This window comes from Streptomyces sp. NRRL F-5755 (assembly GCF_001279365.1).
In the GTDB taxonomy this organism is placed as follows: domain Bacteria; phylum Actinomycetota; class Actinomycetes; order Streptomycetales; family Streptomycetaceae; genus Streptomyces; species Streptomyces rimosus.
Map to the genome: position 1 here is coordinate 1 of NZ_LGCW01000059.1, position 21,986 is coordinate 21,986.

The window sequence follows — 21,986 nt, forward strand, 5'->3', positions numbered from 1 at the left end:
GTTCGCCTCGTCCACGGCGGCCGAGACCGAGGCGCTGACCCGGGCCGCGCACGCCATCCAGCAGCCGGTGACCACCGGACGGCAGCTCGCCGTCTCCAGCATCCGCGGAGGTGCGGGCAAGTCCACGGTCGCCGCCCTGCTCGCCCTCACCTACGCGCACTACCGCTCCGACCCGGTGCTGGCGGTGGAGGCCGACCCGGCGCTGGGCACGCTGCCGCACCGGCTGGGCGCGCGGGAGGTGCGCTGGTCGGGCACCGATCTGGCGCAGATCGTCGGCCCTGACATGCTGATCACCGACCTGACCGGCTATCTCCTGCCGTTCACGGGCGGCGGCTGGCTGCTGCCCGGCAGCCAGGGCGCGATCGGCACACGGCTGGATCTCGACACGTACCGCACCGTCATGACCTCCCTGCGCCGCCATTTCGCCACCACGGTCGTGGACTGCGAGACGCTGCCCGCCGAGGTGGCGCGCACCGCGCTGGTCACCACTCAGGCGCGCGTTCTGGTGACCCCGGCGACCGTGGAAGGCGTGCTGGCGACCAAGTCCGTACTGGAGTGGATGGGCGGTGTGCACCGCGGGCTGCTGCCGACGTGCGTCGTCGTGCTCAACCACACGTCACCCGACGGGGGCATCGACGTACGGAAAGCCGTCGAGCACCTGGGGACGGGGGGCGCGGCGGTGCTGCCGCTGCCGTACGACCGGCATCTGGCCGGCGGCGGTGCCGTACGTACGGAGCTGCTGGGCGAGCGGACGCGCGAGGCGGCGGCGCGGCTCGCCGCCGAGGTGATGGACCGCGCGGTGTCGCGCGGCGCGGGCCGGCAGCGCCAGGTCTGACGCCGCCGCGCGGGGCCCCGGTGACGGGGCCGGGCGGGGCGAAGTCGGGCCATAGCCGTCCGTCCTGTGACGCGACTGCTCACCTGGGGCGGGGCAGGGCCTAGACTCCCGTGCGTACAGATCGTCGAAGTCGTTGAACAAGAGCAGTCAGGGAGCGAGGGCGGACGTGCCGGACGCGACCGTACGCACCAGCATCGCCGCGGACTATTTCCAGGGCTATTCGGTCGTCGGCCTCATCGCCGTGATCGGTGTGCTCTTCGTGGCCGTGGCCTTCGGTGCCGGGCGGCTGCTGCGGCCCGTGGTGCCCACCCCGGAGAAACTGCTCACCTACGAATGCGGCGTGGACCCGGTGGGCGAGGGCTGGGCGCACACCCAGGTCCGCTACTACGTCTACGCCTTCCTGTACGTGATCTTCGCCGTCGACTCGATCTTCCTGTTCCCCTGGGCGACGGTCTTCGCCGCCCCCGGGTTCGGCGGCGTCACGCTGGTGGAGATGTTCATCTTCCTCGGCTTCCTCGCCGTCGGCCTGCTCTACGCATGGAAGAAGGGCGTCCTGGAATGGACGTGACGAACGCCAAGCCGACCGCGACGGCGGGTGCCGAGCTGCCCGTCGTGTCCGCCGGCGGCGCCGTGGAACGGCGCCGGCTGGGCCCGCTCGCCCGGCTGGCCCCCGAACCCATGAAGGTGGTCCTCAACTGGGGCCGCCGCTACAGCCTGTGGGTCTTCAACTTCGGGCTCGCCTGCTGCGCGATCGAGTTCATCGCCGCGTCGATGGCCCGGCACGACTTCATCCGGCTCGGCGTGATCCCGTTCGCGCCGGGGCCGCGGCAGGCCGACCTCATGATCGTCTCCGGCACGGTGACGGACAAGATGGCGCCCGCGGTCAAGCGGCTGTACGAGCAGATGCCGGAGCCGAAGTACGTCATCTCCTTCGGCGCCTGCTCGAACTGCGGGGGCCCCTACTGGGACTCGTACGCGGTCACCAAGGGCGTCGACCAGATCATCCCCGTCGACGTGTACGTACCGGGCTGCCCGCCCCGGCCCGAGGCGCTGCTCCAGGGCATCCTCAAGCTCCAGGAGAAGATCGCCCGCGAGTCGCTGGGGGAGCGGTACGGGAACGGGGACCAGCCGCCCGCGAACGGTGCTCAGCCGTCCGTGAACGGCGGCGGTGCCGCTCCGGCCGGGCCGTCGGCCGCCGCGCTGCGCAGCGGGCTGGTCGCGCCGCCGGAGCCCGGGGCGCCGGGGGCGCCAGGAGCCTCGGCTGAGGCCGATGCGGATGCCGGCAACGGTGACGGGAAGCCGAAGGGAGCGGGGGAGCAGTGAGCGACGAACAGTCCCCGGGCCCGCAGGGCGAGGAGCCGGCCGTCGGCTGGCTGCCCGGACCCGCCACCGAGCTGTTCGGCCCCGGCGCGACCGCCGAGGAGTCCTACGACCTGCTCACCGTCGACGTGCCCGCCGAAGCCTGGATCCCGGCGCTGACCGCCGCCCGCGACGATCTCGGATGCAGCTACTTCGACTGGCTGAGCGCCGTCGACGAGCCCGGTACGGGCTTCCGCGTCTGCGCCCACCTCGCCGACATCGCCCGGCCCAAAACCGTACGGCGCCTGGTACTGCGCACCACCGTCCCGCATGACGCGGCCGTACTGCCCACCGCCACCGGTGTGTACGCGGGCGCGGGCTGGCACGAGCGCGAGACGCACGAGATGTTCGGCGTCGACTTCACCGGCCACCCCTACCTGGAGCCCCTGCTGCTCCCGGAGAACTTCGAGGGCCACCCGCTGCGCAAGGACTTCGTGCTCGCGGCGCGGGTCGCCAAGGCGTGGCCCGGCGCGAAGGAGCCGGGCGAGTCCGAGCACGGCGGGCCCAAGCGCCGCCAGATGCTGCCGCCCGGCGTGCCCGACCCGAACGAGTGGGGCCCGCTGAAGGGCCAGCTGCCGCCTGCCCCGGCCCGACCGGCCCGCGGTGCGCGCGCGGCCGGCGGGGCCCGTGCGGCCGGTGGGGCCGCGGGGGAGCGGCCGGTCCGCCGTACGCGTACGGCGAGCGCCGGGTCGGCGAGCCAGCAGCCGAGCGCTGCGGATGCGGCGCAGACACCGGCAGCGGACGCGCCGGCCGCCGCCGAGCCGTCGGCCCCGGCCACCCGGCCGGAGCGCCCCGCCCGCCCGGAACGCCCCGCACGCCGAACGCGCAGCGCCAGCCAGGGGTCGGCCAGCCAGCAGGCGGCCGGTACGGCTGATACGGCCGGTACCGCCGATGCGGCTGGTACGACCGACGCGGCAGCTGTGGCCGGGCAGGAGCCCGGCCGGCCCGGCCAGGGACCGGCCGCTCAGGAAGCCGGTAAGGAACCGGCCGCCCGTAAGGCGCCCGCCACCCCGGCATCCTCCGACGCCCCGTGGCACCACGCCCGTCCCGCCTTCGAGGACGAGCCGAAGCCCGAGCCGAAGGCCGAGCCCGAGCCGAAGCCGGCGGATGAAACGACCCCGGCCCCGGCCCCGGCCGAAAAACCCCGAGCCGCCGAAGCCAACGACAACGGCGAGACCCCCGACAACGGCGAAACCCCCGGCACCGGCACCGGCAGCGCGACAGAAGAAGGCGGGACCAGACCATGAGCGACGCCCTCGACATCGCCCTGCGCCTGATCGCCGTCTTCGTCGCCTTCCTGGTCTTCCCGCTGGTCATCGGCCAGACCGAGCACAAGGTCATGGCCCATATGCAGGGCCGCCTCGGGCCCATGTACGCGGGCGGGTTCCACGGCTGGGCGCAGCTGGTCGCCGACGGTGTGAAGTTCGCGCAGAAGGAGGACGTCGTACCGGCGGGGGCCGACCGGCGCATCTTCCAGCTCGCGCCCGCCGTCGCCCTGCTGCCGTATCTGCTGGTCCTGATCGCCATCCCGATCGGCCCGGACAACGCGGTCGGGCAGTCGCTGGACGCGGGCGTCTTCTTCGTCCTCGCCGTCATGGGCGTGGGCGTGCTGGGCTCGCTGATGGCGGGCTGGGCCTCGGCCAACAAGTTCTCGCTGCTCGGCGGGTTGCGTACGGCAGCCCAGCTGCTGGCGTACGAGCTGCCGATGCTGCTCACCGCCGCCTCCGTCGCGATGGCCGCCGGCACCCTCTCGCTGCCCGGCATCCTCGACGCCTTCCACTGGTGGTGGGTGCCCTGGCAGATCGTCGGCGGCCTGGTCTTCTTCACAGCGGGGCTGGCGGAGCTCCAGCGGCCGCCGTTCGACATGCCGGTCGCCGACTCCGAGATCATCTTCGGCGCGTACACCGAGTACACCGGGCTGCGCTTCGCGCTGTTCCTGCTCGCCGAGTACGCCGGCATCGTCGTGCTGTGCGCCCTGACCTCCGTGCTCTTCCTCGGCGGCTGGCACGGGCCGTTCGGCGCCGACGGCCTCGGCTGGCTGTGGACGCTCCTGAAGACCGCGATCCTCGCCTTCGGCGTGATCTGGCTGCGTGTCAGCTACCCGCGGCTGCGTGAGGACCAGCTGCAGAAGCTGGCCTGGACGGTGCTGATCCCGCTGGCCCTCGCACAGATCGCCCTCACCGGCGTCGTCAAGGTGGTGATCTCGTAATGGCCCCGGAGACCCCGCAGAAGAAGTCCGGCTGGCCCGGCAGCGGCCTCGCCAAGGGCCTGGCCGTGACGCTGCGGACCATGACGAAGCGTTCGGTCACCGAGCAGTACCCGGACGTCCAGCCCGAACTGGCGCCCCGCACCCGCGGGGTGATCGGGCTGTTCGAGGAGAACTGCACGGTCTGCATGCTGTGCGCGCGCGAGTGCCCGGACTGGTGCATCTACATCGACTCCCACAAGGAGACGGTGCCGCCCGCCGCCCCCGGCGGCCGCGAACGCAGCCGCAACGTGCTGGACCGCTTCGCCATCGACTTCTCCCTGTGCATGTACTGCGGTATCTGCATCGAGGTATGTCCTTTCGACGCGCTGTTCTGGTCGCCGGAGTTCGAGTACGCCGAGACCGACATCCACAACCTCACCCATGAGCGGGACAAACTCCGTGAATGGATGTGGACGGTGCCGGAACCGCCCGCCCTCGACCCCGCGGCCGAGGAGCCCAAGGAGATCGGCGCCGCCCGCAAGGCCGCCGACAAACTCGCCGCCCAGGAAGCCGCCGAGCGGCAGGCGGCGCAGGAAGCAGCCCAGCAAGCAGCCCCGGACACCGCCCAGGAACAGGAGGGGGGAGCGTGACGCTCGCCGCCGCAAGCCACGGCTTCCTCTCCCCGACCGGGGTCGAGATCGCCTTCCTCCTCGTCGGCCTCGTCACCCTCGGCGCGGCCGTGGTCACCGTCACCACCCGGCAGCTGGTGCACGCCGCCCTGTGGCTGGTGGTCACCCTCGGCGGCATCGCCGTCGAGTACCTGCTGCTGACCGCCGAGTTCATCGCCTGGGTGCAGGTCCTGATCTACGTCGGGTCCGTCGTCGTCCTCCTCCTCTTCGGACTGATGCTCACCAAGGCGCCCATCGGCCGCTCCCCGGACGCCGACTCGGGCAACCGCTGGGCCGCGCTCACGGTGGCCGTCGCCTCCGCCGCCGCGCTGGTCTGGGTCGTCACGGACGCGTTCCGTACGACCTGGATCGACCTGGACGGCGCGGTGCAGGGCTCCACCGAAGCCTCCGGGCGCAGCCTGTTCCAGTACTGGGTGCTGCCGTTCGAAGCGCTCTCCGTCCTCCTCCTCGCCGCCCTCGTCGGCGCGATCGTGCTCTCCCGCCAGAACGGCGACCGCGGGCAGGCCGACGGCGGCAAGCAGCACGGCTCACGCGAACAGCCCGGCTCTCTCAAACAACCCGGTGCCCGCGCACGTCTCAGAGAGGACCAAGGCTGATGCACCTCGCCTATCCCGCCGTCCTCGCCGTCCTCCTGTTCTGCGTCGGCCTGTACGGCGTGCTCGCCCGGCGCAACGCGATCCTGGTCCTGATGTCCGTCGAGCTGATGCTCAACGCCGTCAACCTCAACCTCGTGGCGTTCGACGTCTGGCTGCGCGACACGCTGCACGCCGGCCAGGCGCTCACCCTCTTCACCATCGCCGTGGCCGCCGCCGAGATCGGCATCGGCCTGGCGATCGTCCTGCTCGTCTACCGCAACCGCGGCAGCTCGGACGTGGACCGCCTCCGCGACCTCGCCGAACGCCCGGACGGCACGGACCCGAACGATGACCTCACCGGCGGCGCGGACGCCGCCGGCCGGCCGCGGCCGGACCAGCAGGCGGAGGCCGCCGCGTGACGACCACGACCACCGCCGTACTCGTACCCCTCCTGCCCTTCCTCGGGGCCCTCGCGGGCCTCTTCCTCGGCCGCCGGGCGCCCGGTTTCGTGCGCCCGCTGGCCATACTGCCGACCGTCGCCGCGGCCGCCCTGGCCGTCGTCGTGGCCGTCGCCCAGGGCGGCGGCGCCGGTGCGGGCAAGGCCCCGGTGGACGCCGCGACCCGGCTCACACCGACCGGCTCCGTCCCCGTCGACCTGGCCCTGCACATCGACGGCTTCGCCGCCCTCGTCGCCGTGCTCGTGGCGGTCGTCGCCTGCTGCGTGCAGATCTACTCGACCGGCTACCTGCGCGACGACCCGCGCTACCCCTCCTACGCCGCCCTGGTCTCCCTCTTCACCGCCGCGATGCTGCTGGTCGTCTACTCCGGCGACCTGATGGTGCTGCTGGTGGGCTGGGAGATCATGGGCATCTGCTCGTACTTCCTGGTCGGCCACTACTGGGAGACCGAAGCCGCGCGCTCCGCCTCCCTCAAGGCGTTCCTCGTCACCAAGCTCGGCGACGTCCCCTTCCTCTTCGGCATCTTCGCGCTCGCCGCCGACGCGGGGACCTTCCGCATCACCGGCATCCTCAAGACCGTGGCCGTCGGCGGACTGGACCACCCCACCCTCATCGCGCTGCTGCTCCTGGCCGGTGTCGCGGGCAAGTCGGCGCAGTTCCCGCTGCACACCTGGCTGCCCGACGCGATGGCCGGCCCGACCCCGGTCTCGGCCCTCATCCACGCGGCCACCATGGTCGCCGCCGGCGTCTACTTCGTCGCCCGTCTCCTTCCCGTCTTCGCGGCCTCCGCCGCCGCGATGGTCGTGCTCGCCGTCATGGCCGCGGTGACCATGGTCGGCTCCGGACTCGCCGCCCTGGCGCAGGACGACATCAAGCGGGTACTGGCCTATTCGACGGTCGGCCAGCTCGGCTACATGACCGGCGCGCTGGCCGTCGGCGACCGCGGCGCCGCCGTCTTCCACCTCCTGTCGCACGGCGCCTTCAAGGCCCTGCTCTTCCTCGCCGCCGGTGTGGTCATCCACGCCGCCGGCACCAACTCGCTGGCCGCCATGTCGCGGATGCGCGGCCTGTCCCGGCGCATCCCCGACGCCTACTGGACGATGACGGTCGCGCTGCTCGCCCTGGCCGCCATCCCTCCGTTCGCCGGCTTCTTCTCCAAGGAAGCCGTCCTCGGTGCCGCCGAACACGCCGCCTCCGGCCACGCGACGGCCTCCGGCACGCTCGCCGCCGTCCCCACGGCGGCCGGCTGGACCGTCCTGCTCGCCGGACTCGTCACCGCCTTCCTCACCGCCGCCTACGCGACCCGGCTGTGGCTGCTGGCCTTCCACGGCAAGGGCCCGGAAACCGCCCCCGACCACGGCAAGCAGCCGCTCGTGATGAACACCGTCCTGTGGGTGCTGTTCGTCCCCACCCTGGCCCTCGGCCTGGCCACCCCCGTTCTGCCCGACTGGTTCGACGGCCGCTCGCTGACCCCGACCCTGACCACCTCCGTCCTGGGCACCGGCGTCGCCCTCGTCGGCGCCCTGGTCACCTACGGAGCCTGGCGGCACACCACCGCCCTCGCGGCCCGCGTCCCGCTCGGCGCGGTCGCGGTGGCCCCGGACGCCGCCCCCGCGGACTCCGAGGAGAGCGCCATCGCCACCCACGCCGCCGCCTACGGCGACAACGCCGGCGCCCCGGACCCCGCCGACCCCGGCCGGCTCCTGCTGGGCCCGCTGCACCGCCCCGCCGCCGTCGGCTTCCGCCTCGACGCCGTCTACACCGCGCTGTTCGTACGGCCGGTGCGGGCCGGCGCCCGGCTCGTGCGCTTCCTCGACCGCGAGGTCGTCGATACGTATGTGCACGGCGCGGGCACCGCCTCCCGCTGGCTGGGCACCGCCGTCCGCCGTGCCCAGACCGGCAATGTGCAGACCTATCTGGGCGCGCTGCTCGCGGGCTCGCTCGTCCTGGCCGTCGCCGTCGTCCTCGTCGCTACGGGCACGGGAGCCTGACCGTGAATCACACCGCTATGCAGCTTCTCCTCGCGGCCGTCGTCGTCCTGCCCCTGCTGGGCGCGGTTGCCGCTCTGCTCCCGGCCCCGCCCGGCCTCAAGGGCCGCGACCCCGACCAGGCGGTACTGCGCCACGGTGTGACCGTCACCGGCGCCGTGCTGGCCGCGGCCGTCGCCCTGGCCATCGGCTTCGACCACGACCACCCGGCCCGGATGCAGGCCACCACCGACATCAGCTGGATCCAGGCGCTCGGCATCCGCATCCACCTCGGCATCGACGGCATCTCGCTCCCCCTTCTCGTGATGACCGCGCTGCTGACCTTCCTCTGCGCGCTCTACAGCTACTTCCACCTGCCCGCGGGCCCGTCCCCCAAGGCATTCGTGGCCCTGCTCCTGGTCCTGGAGGCCGGCACCCTCGCCACCTTCGCCGTCCTGGACCTCGTGCTGTTCTTCCTCGCCTTCGAGATGGTCCTCATCCCGATGTACTTCCTCATCGCCCGGTGGGGCGGTGCGCAACGGCAGTACGCGGCGTGGAAGTTCATCCTCTACACCCTCCTCGGCTCGGTCGTGATGCTGCTGGGCCTGCTGCTCATCGGCCTGAAGTCCGGCACGTTCGACATGGTGGCACTGGCCACTGACAACGGGCCGAAATCCCAGCTCAGCCACACCGTCCAGCTGCTGGCGGTGCTCGCGATCGGCATCGGACTGGCCGTCAAGGCGCCGATGTGGCCGCTGCACAGCTGGCTGCCCGACGCGCACACCGCCGCCCCCACCGTCGGCTCGGTGCTGCTGGCGGGCGTCCTGCTGAAGATGGGCACGTACGGTTTCGTGCGCATCGCGCTGCCCATCGCGCCCGACGGCATGCACACCTTCGCCCCGTACCTCGCCGCGTTCGCCGCCGTCGGCATCGTCTACGGCTCGCTGGCCTGCCTGGCGCTCGCCCGGCGCGGCGCCAAGGGCGACCTCAAGCGCCTGATCGCGTACAGCTCGGTCGGCCACATGGGCTTCGTCCTGCTCGGCATCGCGACCATGACACCGACCGGCCTGAACGGCGCGCTGTTCGCCAACATCGCGCACGGCCTGATCACCGGCCTCCTGTTCTTCCTGGTCGGCGCCCTCAAGGACCGGTACGGAACCACCGACCTGGACCGGCTCGCCGGCCGTACCGGCGCTGCCCTGTACGGACGCGCCCCGCGCTTCGGCGGCCTGCTGGCCTTCGGCGCCATCGCCTCCCTCGGCCTGCCCGGACTCGCCGGGTTCTGGGGCGAGATGCTGGCCATGTTCGGCGCGTTCCGGCCCGCCGAGGGCCTCAGCCGCCCCGCGTTCCTCACGTTCATGGCGCTGGCCGGCCTCGGCACGCTGCTCACCGCCGCGTACCTGCTGATCGTCGTACGCCGGGTCTGCATGGGGAGCAAGGAGACCGCCGAGTGCGACGGAACCGAAGCCGCCGGGGCCACGGGCTCCGAGGAACCCGGTGCCTTCGCGACGGCCGGTTCCGAGGAGCCCGGCGCCACCCGTACCGCCCCCGTCATCCCCGACCTGGCCCGCTACGAATACGCGGCCTGGTCACCCCTCGCCGCCCTCACCGTCCTCGCCGGCCTGTGGCCCGCGGCCCTCCTCGGCCTCACCGACCCGGCCGTACAGCAGCTCCTCGGAGGCGGTAAGTGATGAGTTCCGTGACCTCCCTGGTCCAGTCCGTCGACTGGCTCGCCGTCGCACCGCCCACGATCACCGCCGTCGTCGCCCTGGCCGTCCTGGTCGCCGACCTCTTCGTCCCCGGGCACCGCAAGCCGGTCCTCGGCTGGTGCGCGACCGGCGGCCTCGCCCTGGCCGCGCTCTCGCTCATCCCCCTGGTGGCGGGGGACCGCCGCACCTTCTGCCTGACCACGGACCCCGGCGTCTGCAGCTACGCGGCCGACCACTTCGCCGTCGTCATCCAGTTCCTGGTCCTGGCCGGCGCGCTGCTCACCGCCCTGCTGTCGGTCACCGCCATCGAGGACCACCGTCTGCCCGCGGGCGAGTTCTGGTTCCTGCTGCTGTCCTCGGCGGCGGGCGCGGCCCTGCTGCCCGCCTCCCGGGACCTGGCGACCCTCGTCATCGCCCTCGAAGTGGCCTCGCTGCCCGCCTTCGCCCTCGTAGGGCTCAAGCGCGGGAACCGCCTCTCCTCGGAGGCGGCCCTGAAATTCTTCCTGTCCTCGGTAGCGGCCACCGCGGTCATGCTCCTGGGCGTCAGCTTCGTCTACGCGGCGACCGGCAGCCTGCACCTGAGCCGCGTCGCCGGTGCCCTCACCCGCCTGCCCGACCCCCAGCTGGCCACCCTGGCCTCGGCGGGCGTCGCCCTCACCCTCGTCGGCTTCGCCTTCAAGACCGCCGCCGTGCCGTTCCACTTCTGGGTGCCCGACACCTACGTGGGCGCACCGCTGCCGGTCGCCGCGTACCTCTCCGTGGTCGGCAAGGCCGTCGGCTTCTCCGGTCTCATCCTGGTCGCGGTCCAGGGCTTCCCCTCGTACGCGAACGTCTGGGGCCCGGCCGTCGCCGTACTGGCCGCCCTGACCATGACCGTCGGCAACGTCGCCGCGCTGCGCCAGGCCCCGGACCGCGCGCACAGCGCCGTACGCCTGCTCGCCTGGTCCTCGGTGGGCCAGGCCGGCTACCTCCTGGTGCCGATCGCCGCCGCCGGGTACGCCGACGACGCCGCGCACGCCATCGGGTCCACCGTCGCGTACGCCCTGATGTACGCGGCCGTGAACCTCGGCGCCTTCGGGGTCGCCGCCCTCGTGGCCCGTACGAGCCCCGCCAACCGCATCAGCGACTACCGCGGCCTCTACGCGCGCCGCCCGCTGGCCGCGCTCGCCCTCGGCTTCTTCCTGCTCTGCCTGGCGGGTCTGCCGCCCGGCATCATCGGCCTGTTCGCCAAGGTCACGGTCTTCTCGGCGGCGGTGGACGCGGGCCTGGCGTGGCTCGCCGTCGTCATGGCCGTCAATGTGGTGATCGCGCTCTACTACTACCTCCAGTGGACGGCGGTGCTCTTCCGTACGGCGGAGGAGCCGGCCGAGGGCGTGGCCGGAGCCGGGGCTGCGGCCGTGGCCGGGACGCGGCCCGTCCCGCTCACCGCCGCCATCGCCCTGGCCGCCGTACTGGGCATCGTCCTGTCCGGCGCGCCGCAGCTGGTCCTCCGCTTCGCCTCCGGCGCGCTCCTCTGATCTGAGCGCGTCGCGCGAGCGCTTTCCCGCGGCGGCCTGACCGCCCCGCACCGGCCTGGCCGGAAATCGCCAGCGCCCCGCCCCTCCCTGGCCGGAATCCGCCCGGCCGCCACCCGTGCCGGAGCCCCCGAGCGGTGCACCCGCTCGGGGGCTCACTCGTACGGCCGTACGCCGCCTTCCCGTGCGCAAGGGAACCAGCACCCTCCATCTGGCGTTGACCAGACAGAAAGGGTCCACTGAAAAGTGGAGGAAACGTCAGCAAAGGGTTCCCCTGCCGTACCACCTGGAGGGCGTACCGTGCACCGCAGGCACAACGGGCTCAGGACCGCCGTACTCCTCGGGGGACTGTCCGCGCTCATCATCGTCATCGGCGGCTTTTTCGGCCGTACGGGCCTGATCGTCGCGGTCCTGGTGGCCCTCGGAACCAACGCCTACGCGTACTGGAACAGCGACAAGCTCGCCCTGCGGGCCATGCGCGCCCGCCCGGTGAGCGAATTCGAGGCCCCGCAGCTCTACCGGATGGTCCGCGAGCTGTCCACGGCGGCGCGCCAGCCCATGCCCCGCCTGTACATCTCGCCGACCCAGGCCCCCAACGCCTTCGCCACCGGCCGCAACCCGCGCAACGCCGCCGTCTGCTGCACGGAAGGCATCCTGCGCCTCCTGGACGAACGCGAACTGCGCGGCGTCATCGGCCACGAGCTCAGCCACGTCTACAACCGCGACATCCTCATCTCCTCCGTGGCCGGGGCGCTGGCCTCGGTCGTGATGTTCCTGGTCAACTTCGCCTGGCTGATCCCGATAGGCCGCTCCGACGACGAGGAGGGCCCCGGCATCCTGGGCATGCTGCTGATCATGATCCTCGGCCCGGTGGCGGCCTCCCTGATCCAGCTGGCCGTCAGCCGCTCCCGCGAGTACCAGGCCGACGCCTCCGGCGCCCAGCTCACCGGCGACCCGCTCGCCCTCGCCTCCGCGCTGCGCAAGCTGGAGGCGGGCACCCAGCAGCTCCCGCTGCCGGCCGAACCCCGGCTGGAGACGGCGAGCCACATGATGATCGCCAACCCGTTCCGGCCCGGCGACGGCCTGACCAAGCTGTTCTCGACCCACCCGCCGATGCGCGAGCGCATCACCCGCCTGGAACAGATGGCGGGCCGCCACTCCTGAGGCCCGGTTCCGCGGCACCCGCGCAGCCCTGCAACGATTCACGCCGCCCCTGCGTCTACCTGGAGGTAAGACTCGACCACCGCACCGCTCGGGTGCATGGAAGGCTGCCGCACATGAAGCTCATCCTCAACGTCATCTGGCTGATCCTCAGCGGCTTGTGGATGGCCATCGGCTATGTGTTCGCGGGCATCATCTGCTGCATCCTGATCATCACGATCCCGTTCGGGATCGCCTCGTTCCGGATAGCCGGCTATGCGCTGTGGCCCTTCGGCCGTACGACAGTGGAGCGCCGCGACGCGGGCGCCGGGTCGGTCGTCGGCAACGTCATCTGGGTCATCTTCGCGGGCTGGTGGCTGGCGCTCGGCCATATCGTCACCGGGCTCCTGCTGTGCGTGACGATCATCGGCATCCCGTTCGGCATCGCCAACTTCAAGATGGTGCCGATCTCGCTGCTGCCGCTCGGCCGCGAGATCGTCCCCACGGACCAGCCGTTCGCGGCCCGCTGAGCACGAAGGGCGGGTGCCCCGCACCTGCCCTTGAGCCATCCGCACCCGCCCTTGAGCCATCGGGGCGCGATACGTGTCCGTGGTGCGAAGCGGTTGCCGCGTCCGGTGTCTGCCTTATCGTTTCTTATAGATCGTCGGCCGGGCACGCGTACATTCGGCTCCGCGTGTGTACCTACGGGGACTGACGCCCCACCCGAACCGTCCGAACAGGAGTCAGCCGCTCGTGTCCTCACCCGACCCCGCCGACGCCTCTTCGCCCCCTGTGCGCGTGCTGCTGGTGGAGGACGACGACCTGATGCGACGGTCCTTCGCCGTCGCCCTGGAGCGCTACGGCTACGAGGTGAAGGCTGCGGCCGACGGTCTCACGGGCCTTGAGCTCTTCCGCGACGAGAGCTTCGACCTGCTGATCCTGGACGTGATGCTGCCCGGTCTGGACGGGATCGGCCTGTGCCGCCGGATCCGGGAGACCAGCTTGGTGCCGGTGCTGATGATGTCCGCGCGCGGGGACGGACTCGATGTCGTCGCCGGTCTGGAGGCCGGGGCGGACGACTACGTGGTCAAGCCCGTGGACACCTACGTGCTGGTGGCGCGCATCCGCTCGCTGCTGCGGCGGGCGTCCTACGCGCCCGCCCCGGAACCCGGGCGGGCCGCGGGCGAGGAACCGGCGCCCTCCGAGGGGGACGTGCTGGTCTTCGACGACCTGACGATCGACACCGGCGGCATGGAGGTGTCCGTCTCCGGGAGCCCGGTGGCGCTGACCCCGACCGAACTGAAGCTGCTGCTGGAGTTCGCCGCCCACCCGGGCGTCGTGCTGGAGCGGCACACGCTGCTGCGCAATGTCTGGGAGTACGGCTGGGACGGTGACAGCCGGGTGGTGGACCTATGTGTGCAGCGGCTGCGCCGGAAAGTGGGCCGGGACCGGATCGAGACGGTCCGCGGCTTCGGCTACAAGCTCAGGCGCTGAGACCGGTGCGTGTGTTCCGCCGGCTGCGGCCCGACTTCTCGTCCTTGCGCTGGAAGATCGCCGCGCTGGCCGCAGCCGCGGCGTTCCTGGTCGTGGCCACGGTGGGCGTGCTGGTGCACCTGTGGACCGCGCAGGACATCCGCTCCCGGGCCGAAGCGCAGGCGCACAACGCCCTGGTCTCGGCCATGAGCGTCTACCGGAGTACCGGAACGATGGTCGAGGGTGCCCAGCTCGATCCGGCCGAGCTGCCCGCGGCCCTGCGCCACCCCGCTGACGGCGAGCGGCACACGGCCTACGACATCCCGGTCTACTGGGCCGCCCAACGGACCGGCGGCCCGGGCAGCCCGGTGCTGGCCGTCGACTACCAAATGGGCACGGAACTGCACAATCTGCGCCAACTCGATGTGACCATGGTGGTGGCCTCGCTGATCGCGCTCGCGGCGGCCGTGCCGCTGGTGGTCTACGGGGCCGGGCTGCTCGCCCGCAGGCTGCGGCAGGTCTCCGAGACCGCGGGCCGGATCTCGGCCGGGGACCTGGACGCCCGCACCGGCTCCACCAAGGGCCGCGACGAAGTGGCCGAGATCGCCGCCACCGTCGACCGGATGGCCGACAGCCTCGGCCAGTTGCTGCGCGCCGAGCGGCAGTTCACCGCGGACGTGGCCCATGAGCTGCGTACCCCCGTCGGCGGTCTGCTGGCCACCGTCGATCTGCTGCCGGCCGGTGAGACGGAGGACCTGCTGCGGGGCCGGGTGCGGGATCTGCGCGGCCTGGTCGAGGACCTGCTGGAGATCTCCCGGCTGGACGCCGGGGCCGAGCGGCCGGTCCGCGCCCGGGTGCCGCTCGGCGCCGTCGTCTGCGAGGCCGTGGCGCGCACCGGTCTGCGTACCGAAGTCACCGTCCCCGAGGCGGCAGCCGACCGGACCGTGGAGACCGACCCGCGCCGCCTGGAGCGGATCGTCGGCAACCTCGTCGTCAACGCGCACCGCCACGGAGAGCCCCCGGTGGAGATCACCGTCGAGGACCGTACGGTCGTCGTGCGCGACCACGGCTCCGGCTTCCCGGCGGACCTGCTGCGCAACGGTCCCCGCCGGTTCCAGACGGGTGCGGCGGAGCGCGGTACGGGCCACGGCCTGGGCCTGACCATCGCCATGGGCCAGGCCCGGCTCCTCGGCGCCGGGCTGGACCTGGAAAACGCCCCGGACGGCGGCGCCGTCGCCATCCTTCGCCTGCCGTCCCCGCCATCCGGCTCGGATGGAACCGCCCCCTCGGAATGACGGCCGGCCACAGGCCTGCTGCTACAGATTTGCTGCCACAGACCTGCTGCTACAGAACTGCTACGAGACGGCGGGGACGTCGGTACGCGGCGGCTCAGGCCCCGATACGTTCCCTCGGCATCCTTCGAAGCGTGCCATTCCGCACCTGAAATGGAACCCCTGTCACCGGCCGGTCACCTCTGCGCGTGACCGAAGAGGGCCACACGAATCCCGAGGAGAGAACCGTGAACACGTCTGACAACGCAGCCCCTGTTCAGCCGAACCGCAGCGGCGTCGCCTCCCGCGTGCAGACCGGCACGTTCATAGGCGTGTGGAGCGTCGGCGCACTCGCCGTCATCACGTCCGTGCTGCTGTTCATCGGTGCCCTCAGCATGGACAGGGCGGCGGGTGCGAACTGGCAGCCCGCCGGCCTGCTCGGCCTGATCGCGATGTGCTTCGGCGGGACGCTCCTGGCCGTCGGAACGCTGGCCCGGAGCATCGTAAAGAAGTCGGAGCGCCCGTAAGAGCGCGTGAATGAGCCGATCGCTCAGCGGTCGGGGGAAGTGGGAGACGTACTCCGAAGGGCCAGGGCCTCTCGGTAGCACCTGCGCTGTCCATGCACAGGTGAACCGAGAGGTCCTGTCGGATTTTGTGTACGTCTCCGCTCCCGCCGCTGTTGTCCGCAGCCACCGGGCGCCCACCCCTACAGAACTGCTACGAAGCGGCGCGGTCGCCGATACACAGCAGCTCAGGCCCGGATACGTTCCCCGGACACCCTTCGGAGTGCACCGTTCCGCACCCGAAGAGGAGTCCCCATGTCCGCCGTCCCCTCCCCTCTGCGCGCGCAGCACGCGGCGCCCGGGGTCGCAGCCGCCACCTCCGACCTGACGAAGGTCTACGGCAGCGGTGACACCCGTGTCGTAGCCCTGGACTCGGTCAGCATCGAGTTCCGCGAGGGCGAGTTCACCGCGATCATGGGGCCTTCCGGCTGCGGCAAGTCCACCCTGATGCACTGTGCCGCCGGACTCGACTCGCCCACCTCCGGCTCCGTGCGCGTCGGCACCACCGAACTGAGCAGGCTGGGCGACCGGCAGCTCACTGCGCTGCGCCGGGACCGGATCGGCTTCATCTTCCAGGCGTTCAACCTGCTGCCGACGCTGACCGCGCTGGAGAACATCACACTGCCGCTGACCATCGCCGGACGCCGCCCCGACCAGCAGTGGCTGGACCGCGTGGTCGCCATGGTCGGCCTCTCCCAGCGCCTGGGCCACCGGCCCACGCAGCTGTCCGGCGGGCAGCAGCAGCGCGTCGCGGTCGCCCGCGCCCTGGCCGCGCAGCCCGCGATCATCTTCGGCGACGAGCCCACCGGCAACCTCGACTCCCGCGCCGGGGCCGAGGTCCTCGGCTTCCTGCGCGACTCGGTGCGCGAGCTGGGCCAGACCGTGGTGATGGTCACCCACGACCCGGTCGCCGCCGGCTACGCCGACCGCGTGGTCTTCCTCTCCGACGGCCGCCTGGTCGACGAGATGACCGTCCCCACCCCGGACCGGGTCCTGGACCTGATGAAGAGCCTCGACACCCGCGCCCGCACCCGCTGAGCCGCCCTCGCCCCCAGGACCGACCCCGGCCCACCGCTCGCATCCACCGAGCCCCTCAGGAAGCCTCCCATGCTGAAAACAGCCCTGCGCAACCTCCTGGCGCACAAGGCCCGTCAGATCATGACCCTCCTTGCCGTCTGCCTGGGTGTCGCGTTCGTCAGCGGCACCCTGGTCTTCGCGGACTCCACCGCCGAGGCGCAACGCGCCGCCGCATCGAAGAGCTTCGCCGACATCGCGGTCACCGTGACCGCGAAGGAACCCCCGCCGGGGGCCGCCGCGAACCAGCGCAACAGCGCGCTCGACGACGCGCTCGTACGGAAGCTGGCCGACGTGCCCGGTGTCGCCTCCGTGCGGCCGGAGGCCGACGGCTCGGCCGCCCTGAACGCGGCGGACGGCACCCCGCTGCGGGTCAAGCCGGGGGCGAACCAGGCCGCCGGCTACGTACCGGGCAAGGACGGCAAGGACAGCCGCTACCCGCTGGCCGAGGGCCGCGCCCCGGCGGACAGCGGTGAACTCGCCGTGGACAGCGGCACCGCCGCTGCCGGCCACTTCCGCATCGGCGACACGGTCACGCTGGCCACCAAAGGACCCGTCATGACCAAGCGGCTCGTCGGCATCGTCACCACCGAGGACACCCGGGTGACCGCCGGCGGCACCCTCGCCGTGTTCGACAAGGCGACCGCCCAGAAGCTGTTCGCGTCCCCGGGCCACTACACCGGGATCGACCTGTCCGCCGCCCCCGGCACCGACCAGTCCGAACTCTCCCGCCGGGTCACCGCCATGCTGCCGGCCGACCGGGCCGTGGCCACCACCGGCGCGGGCCAGGCCGACCAGCAGGCCATCTTCGTCAACACCGTGACCCGGGGTTACGAGAAGATGCCGCTGGTCTTTGCCGGGGTCTCGCTGTTCATCGGCTCCTTCCTGATCATCAACACCTTCACCATGCTCGTGTCGCGGCGCACCCGTGAGATCGCGCTGCTGCGGGCGATCGGCGCATCGCGCCGCCAGGTGTCCCGCTCCGTGCTCCTGGAGGCCCTGATGGTCGGCCTCGTCGCGTCGGCGGCCGGCTTCCTGCTCGGCCTCGGCATCGCCTCGGTGCTGCCCAGCATCCTGAGCACCGACGGGAACACGCTGCCCCAAGGCCCGCTGGTGATCGGCCCGCGCCCGGTCATGGCAGCGCTCGGCGTGGGCGTGGGCGTCACCGTGCTGGCCGCATGGCTGCCGTCCCGCAGGGCGGCGAAGGTCGCGCCCGTCGAGGCGATGCGTACGACCGAACAACCGCCCTCCGCCAAGCGGTCCCGGATCCGCGGCGGGGTGGGTCTCGCTCTCCTCGTCGTCGGCGCCGGCGTGCTGGTGTCGCTCTCGGGGGCGAAGGACGCCTCGGAGAAGAACCTGCAGAACGCGATGTTCGGCTGCGCCCTCCTCATCGCCGCCCTGATCGTCCTCGCGCCGCTCCTCGCCTCCCCGGTGATCCGGCTGACCGGACGGCTGACCGGCCGCTTCGGGCTCACCGGCCATCTCGCCCAGCGCAACGCGCTCCGCGACCCGAGGCGCACCGCCGCCACCGCCGCCACCCTGCTGATCAGCACCGCACTGGTCGCGGGCCTCGCCGTCATCGGCAACTCCACCAGTCAGGCACTCGACCGCCAGGCCGCGGCCGGCCTCGGCGCCGACTATGTGATCAGCTCCCGCAGCGTCACGAACAGCGTCGACCCGGCTGCCGTACAGCGGGTGGCCGACACCCCCGGGGTGCGGGCCGCGAGCGCCGTCACGGATTCCACCCTGACCACCGGCAGCAGCGGTGCCCAGCCGATCTCCGGTGTCGACCCCCACGCCGTGAACGACCTCATGAAGCTCGACTTCGTCAGCGGCTCCGCCAAGGATCTCGGGCCGGGCCGGATCGCCGTCTCCAGCACCTTCGCCAAAAAGAACGGCGTGACCACGGGCGGCCGGCTCAATGCCCACATCGGCCGGAAGCCGGAGTTCACGAAGTACACGGTCGTGGGCGTCTACAAGGACAACCCCGTCGCCCACGACGCGCTCGGCAGCCGTACCGAGGTGGCGCATAACAGCTACACACCCGGCTCCGTCCAGCGCGTCCTCGTCCGCACCGAAGACGGCGCGGTCTCGAAGACCACCGAGAACCGGCTGCGCACCGCCGTGGGCAACAGCCCGCTGCTGAAGGTGCAGGACCGGGAGCAGTTCGTCCAGGAGGCCGCCGGCACCATGGGCCAACTGCTGACCCTGATGTACGGGATGCTCGTCATCGGCATCGTCATCGCCGCGCTCGGCATCATGAACACCCTGGCCATGTCGGTCGCCGAACGCACCCGGGAGATCGGCGTCCTGCGGGCCGTCGGCATGGACCGCTCCGGCATCCGGCGGATGATCCGTCTGGAGGCGGTGACCGTCGCCGCGTTCGGCACGCTCATCGGCCTGACGGGCGGCCTGTTCGGCGCCTGGGCGGTCGGCTCGCTGGCCAGCGGCGCGATGCCGCAGTACTCCCTGGCCCTGCCCTGGGGGACGCTGCTCCTGGTGTGTCTGCTCTCCCTCGTGATCGGCGCGCTGGCCGCCGCCGTCCCGGCCCGCCGGGCCGCCGCCCTGAGCCCGCTGGAGGCCGTGGCGGAGGCGTAACGCACCGCCTCTCACCAGCAATGCGCGCCACTGAGAAGGGCGGGCGCCTGCCGCCCGCCCTTCCCGGCGCTCCGTTTTCTCACCGCCGTACGAGCCCCCGGGGCGCCACGTACCGCTTGAACCCGAGCGGCGTGACCCCCGGGACGCTCTCGATGAACCGCATCACCGCACCGCCCTCCTGGAGCGACGTCTCGACCACACGCTGGTGCGCGGCCTCGTCCGTCCACTCGCTGTAGTTGAAGACCCGGGTGCCGTCCTCGCTGATGTGGAAGTTCGAGGAGATCCCGCCGGACGGCGTCCGGGAGCGGTCGGCGGCGCCCGGCTGGAGGCCGTTCATCATGTCCACCAGGCCGTCGACCAGCTGCCGGGCGGCCTCGTGCCCCGTCGTCCGGAAGCGGACGGTCACGATGCACCCCGGCTCCGGCGGCTCGCCCTGGGGCAGCAGGCTGCGGTAGTAGCGGTAGCGCCGCGCCCCGCCCTCCTCGACGGCCCGCAGGGGCGCGGCGGCGGCCCCCTCCTCCCACTGCCCGAGGCCGAGCACCGTACGGCCGTCCGTCCCGGCCAGGAAGACCTGCGACACCAGCCCGTCCGGCAGCGGCGCCGCCCCCAGAGCCCGTGCGGCCCCCTCGATCATGGCCTGCTGCCGCGCGGTGTCCGCCGCGTCCCACTCACTGATCAGTACGGGCCCGACACCGGGGCGCCGGATCTCGGGCAGCACGTCCACCAGGAAGCGCGCCGGGTCCTGGAAACCGCCCGTGACCGTGGTCCGGACGTGCGTGGCCTGCTGGTTTTCCGTTTCGGAAGTCATACGGACACTCTCCGACCTCAACCAAACTTGAGGTCAAGGCCCGAACCGTGCGACTTCCCGGCCCCGGTTCCGGCCGCGCCCGAACACGCCGGCGGGGCGGCACGCACCCGCGCACCCCCCCGCCGGTCGGCCCCGGGCCGCGGCCCGGGGAAACCACCGCTACCGGTAGTTCACGAACTGGATCGCGAAGTCCAGGTCCTTGCCCTTGAGCAGCTGCTGCACTGCCTGGAGGTCGTCCCGGCTCTTCGAGCTGACCCGCAGCTCGTCGCCCTGCACCTGCGCCTTGACGCCCTTCGGGCCCTCGTCGCGGATGATCTTGGCGACCTTCTTCGCGTTCTCCTGCGAGATGCCCTCCTGGATGGAGGCGAAGATCTTGTACTCCTTGCCGGACGCCTGCGGCTCGCCCGCGTCCAGCGCCTTCAGCGAGATCCCGCGCTTGATCAGCTTGGACTGGAAGATGTCGAGGACAGCCTTCACCCGCTCCTCGGCGTTGGCCCGCATCTCGATCTTCTCGCCCGACCACTCGATCGACGCGCCCACGCCCTTGAAGTCGTAGCGCTGCGAGATCTCCTTGGCGGCCTGGTTGAGGGCGTTGTCGACCTCCTGCCGCTCGACCTTCGAGACGATGTCGAAACTGGAGTCGGCCATCTTGAGTTGGCTCCTCGTACGTAGATCCGTCAGGGGTGCGGCCCGGTCCGGACCGCTGTGCAAGCCTAGTCACCCCGCGCATGATCGATCCGGCAAGAACCGGGTGGCGGACCACCCCCGGCCATCGGGTATGGTTTACGTCGTTGCCACGGAGCGACGCCCGACAGGCGGATCTCCCGGCAGCAGACCCAGGCGGTGTGCCCGAGCGGCCAAAGGGAGCAGACTGTAAATCTGCCGGCTCAGCCTTCCCAGGTTCGAATCCTGGCGCCGCCACAGGTGAGAAGAGGCCCCGGTCCGTGAATGCGGACCGGGGCCTCTTTTTCGTACTGGCACCCGTGTCGCGCAGCTCACACCTACCCGGTCGGCCGTCCGCCGTACGCGTCGGGGAACGGCGCCGGGATGACGGAAAGCCCCCGCGTCCCGGAGGAGCGGGGGGCTTTGGCGGGCTTCGGTCAGCCGGCCGCCGCGCGGACCGCGTCCTCGACCGGGGTGTCGCCGCTGATCAGCTCCAGCGTGCGGCCGATCGTGCCCGGTTCGTCCAGGAGGGCGGCGAGTACGGCCGCGACGTCGTCGCGGGGGATCTCGCTGCGGCCGGTCGACTCGGCCAGGCTGACCAGGCCGGTGCCCGGGTCGTCCGTCAGGCGGCCGGGGCGCAGGATCGTCCAGTCCAGGCCGGACCGGGCGCGTACGTCGGCGTCCGCGGCGCCCTTGGCGCGCAGGTACGCGGCGAAGACCGGGTCGGTGCCCTCGGGCGGCTCCTTGTCGGCGCCCATCGACGAGACGACGAGGAAGCGCCGTACGCCGGCCGCCTCCGCCGCGTCCGCGAACAGGGTGGCGGCGGCGCGGTCCACCGTCTCCTTGCGGTCGATTCCGCTGCCGGGGCCGGCGCCCGCCGCGAAGACCGCCGCGTCCGCCCCTTCGAGGTGCCGGGCGACATCGGAGACCGTGGCCGTCTCCAGGTCGCAGACGACCGGTTCGGCGCCGGCGGACAGCAAGTCCCCGGCCTGTTCGGGCCGCCGGATGATGCCCGCGACCTCGTCCCCGCGCGCGTGGAGCAGCCGTTCCAGCCGCAGCGCGATCTGACCATGTCCACCTGCGATGACAATGCGCATGATCC

At 72.0% G+C, this 21,986-nt stretch carries 21 protein-coding genes and 1 tRNA gene; 19 read left to right on the forward strand and 3 right to left on the reverse strand.

Translation table 11 applies throughout. From position 1 onward, the window contains the following. The 18 genes from ADK86_RS08980 to ADK86_RS09065 all read left to right on the forward strand — a co-directional run. On the forward strand, positions 1-835 hold an 835-nt coding region (locus tag ADK86_RS08980; protein ID WP_053696123.1), incomplete at its 5' end, for a hypothetical protein. 166 nt (positions 836-1,001) lie between these two features. Further along, positions 1,002-1,403 carry an NADH-quinone oxidoreductase subunit A gene (locus tag ADK86_RS08985; protein ID WP_003983386.1) on the forward strand — a complete coding sequence of 134 codons (402 nt, stop codon included), beginning with the start codon at positions 1,002-1,004 and terminating at the stop codon, positions 1,401-1,403. Next, positions 1,394-2,158 (forward strand): NADH-quinone oxidoreductase subunit B, encoded by a 765-nt coding sequence (locus ADK86_RS08990; protein WP_063788970.1) that lies wholly within the window; start codon positions 1,394-1,396, stop codon positions 2,156-2,158. Before ADK86_RS08985 ends, ADK86_RS08990 begins: the two co-directional genes overlap by 10 nt. Next, on the forward strand, positions 2,155-3,441 hold the full coding sequence (locus ADK86_RS40620) for an NADH-quinone oxidoreductase subunit C (RefSeq protein ID WP_053696124.1): 1,287 nt from the start codon (positions 2,155-2,157) through the stop codon (positions 3,439-3,441). The genes ADK86_RS08990 and ADK86_RS40620 overlap by 4 nt, the downstream gene beginning before the upstream one ends. Further along, a complete protein-coding gene (locus tag ADK86_RS09000) occupies positions 3,438-4,403 on the forward strand; it encodes a complex I subunit 1/NuoH family protein (RefSeq protein WP_030589547.1) in 966 nt (321 codons plus the stop codon). Before ADK86_RS40620 ends, ADK86_RS09000 begins: the two co-directional genes overlap by 4 nt. Continuing rightward, on the forward strand, positions 4,403-5,032 hold the full coding sequence (locus tag ADK86_RS09005; RefSeq protein ID WP_053696125.1) for a NuoI/complex I 23 kDa subunit family protein: 630 nt from the start codon (positions 4,403-4,405) through the stop codon (positions 5,030-5,032). The genes ADK86_RS09000 and ADK86_RS09005 overlap by 1 nt, the downstream gene beginning before the upstream one ends. Beyond that, positions 5,029-5,667 (forward strand): NADH-quinone oxidoreductase subunit J, encoded by a 639-nt coding sequence (locus ADK86_RS09010; protein ID WP_053696126.1) that lies wholly within the window; start codon positions 5,029-5,031, stop codon positions 5,665-5,667. Before ADK86_RS09005 ends, ADK86_RS09010 begins: the two co-directional genes overlap by 4 nt. Continuing rightward, complete coding sequence (gene nuoK / locus ADK86_RS09015) at positions 5,667-6,065, forward strand: NADH-quinone oxidoreductase subunit NuoK (protein WP_053696127.1); 399 nt, start codon at positions 5,667-5,669, stop codon at positions 6,063-6,065. The genes ADK86_RS09010 and nuoK overlap by 1 nt, the downstream gene beginning before the upstream one ends. Continuing rightward, entirely contained in the window at positions 6,062-8,095 is a 2,034-nt protein-coding gene (locus ADK86_RS09020) for an NADH-quinone oxidoreductase subunit L (RefSeq protein WP_053696128.1), read from the forward strand. Before nuoK ends, ADK86_RS09020 begins: the two co-directional genes overlap by 4 nt. A gap of 17 nt (positions 8,096-8,112) precedes the next feature. Further along, a complete protein-coding gene (locus ADK86_RS09025; RefSeq protein ID WP_053696129.1) occupies positions 8,113-9,762 on the forward strand; it encodes a complex I subunit 4 family protein in 1,650 nt (549 codons plus the stop codon). Next, complete coding sequence (locus tag ADK86_RS09030) at positions 9,762-11,297, forward strand: NADH-quinone oxidoreductase subunit N (RefSeq protein WP_053696130.1); 1,536 nt, start codon at positions 9,762-9,764, stop codon at positions 11,295-11,297. Before ADK86_RS09025 ends, ADK86_RS09030 begins: the two co-directional genes overlap by 1 nt. 297 nt (positions 11,298-11,594) lie before the next feature. Further along, positions 11,595-12,458, forward strand: a complete 864-nt coding sequence (gene htpX, locus ADK86_RS09035; RefSeq protein WP_053696131.1) for a zinc metalloprotease HtpX — start codon at positions 11,595-11,597, stop codon at positions 12,456-12,458. Positions 12,459-12,571: 113 nt separating this feature from the next. Continuing rightward, a complete protein-coding gene (locus ADK86_RS09040; protein WP_053696132.1) occupies positions 12,572-12,964 on the forward strand; it encodes a YccF domain-containing protein in 393 nt (130 codons plus the stop codon). A 295-nt stretch (positions 12,965-13,259) separates the two neighbouring features. After that, positions 13,260-13,928, forward strand: coding sequence for a two-component system response regulator CseB (gene cseB / locus ADK86_RS09045; RefSeq protein WP_234345782.1), 669 nt, complete (start codon positions 13,260-13,262; stop codon positions 13,926-13,928). 5 nt (positions 13,929-13,933) lie between these two features. Then, on the forward strand, positions 13,934-15,202 hold the full coding sequence (locus tag ADK86_RS09050) for a sensor histidine kinase (protein WP_420718831.1): 1,269 nt from the start codon (positions 13,934-13,936) through the stop codon (positions 15,200-15,202). A 224-nt stretch (positions 15,203-15,426) separates the two neighbouring features. Next, positions 15,427-15,705: a hypothetical protein gene (locus ADK86_RS09055; protein ID WP_159393822.1), complete on the forward strand. Its 279-nt coding sequence runs from the start codon at positions 15,427-15,429 to the stop codon at positions 15,703-15,705. Between the two features lie 291 nt (positions 15,706-15,996). Beyond that, positions 15,997-16,779, forward strand: a complete 783-nt coding sequence (locus tag ADK86_RS09060) for an ABC transporter ATP-binding protein (protein ID WP_053696135.1) — start codon at positions 15,997-15,999, stop codon at positions 16,777-16,779. Positions 16,780-16,848: 69 nt separating this feature from the next. Continuing rightward, a complete protein-coding gene (locus tag ADK86_RS09065) occupies positions 16,849-19,413 on the forward strand; it encodes an ABC transporter permease (protein ID WP_053696136.1) in 2,565 nt (854 codons plus the stop codon). Positions 19,414-19,492: 79 nt separating this feature from the next. Here ADK86_RS09065 and ADK86_RS09070 read toward each other — a convergent pair whose 3' ends face one another. After that, entirely contained in the window at positions 19,493-20,221 is a 729-nt protein-coding gene (locus tag ADK86_RS09070; RefSeq protein WP_053696137.1) for an antibiotic biosynthesis monooxygenase, read from the reverse strand. 159 nt (positions 20,222-20,380) lie between these two features. Beyond that, the gene (locus tag ADK86_RS09075) at positions 20,381-20,869 is read right to left on the reverse strand and encodes a YajQ family cyclic di-GMP-binding protein (RefSeq protein WP_030589571.1); all 489 of its coding nucleotides are present in this window, start codon (positions 20,867-20,869) and stop codon (positions 20,381-20,383) included. A 191-nt stretch (positions 20,870-21,060) separates the two neighbouring features. Here ADK86_RS09075 and ADK86_RS09080 point away from each other — a divergent pair. Continuing rightward, positions 21,061-21,142 (forward strand) — tRNA-Tyr (locus tag ADK86_RS09080). A 179-nt stretch (positions 21,143-21,321) separates the two neighbouring features. On the opposite strand, the gene ADK86_RS09085 is transcribed toward ADK86_RS09080, so the two are convergent. After that, entirely contained in the window at positions 21,322-21,981 is a 660-nt protein-coding gene (locus tag ADK86_RS09085) for an SDR family oxidoreductase (protein WP_053696138.1), read from the reverse strand. Positions 21,982-21,986 lie beyond the last annotated feature (5 nt).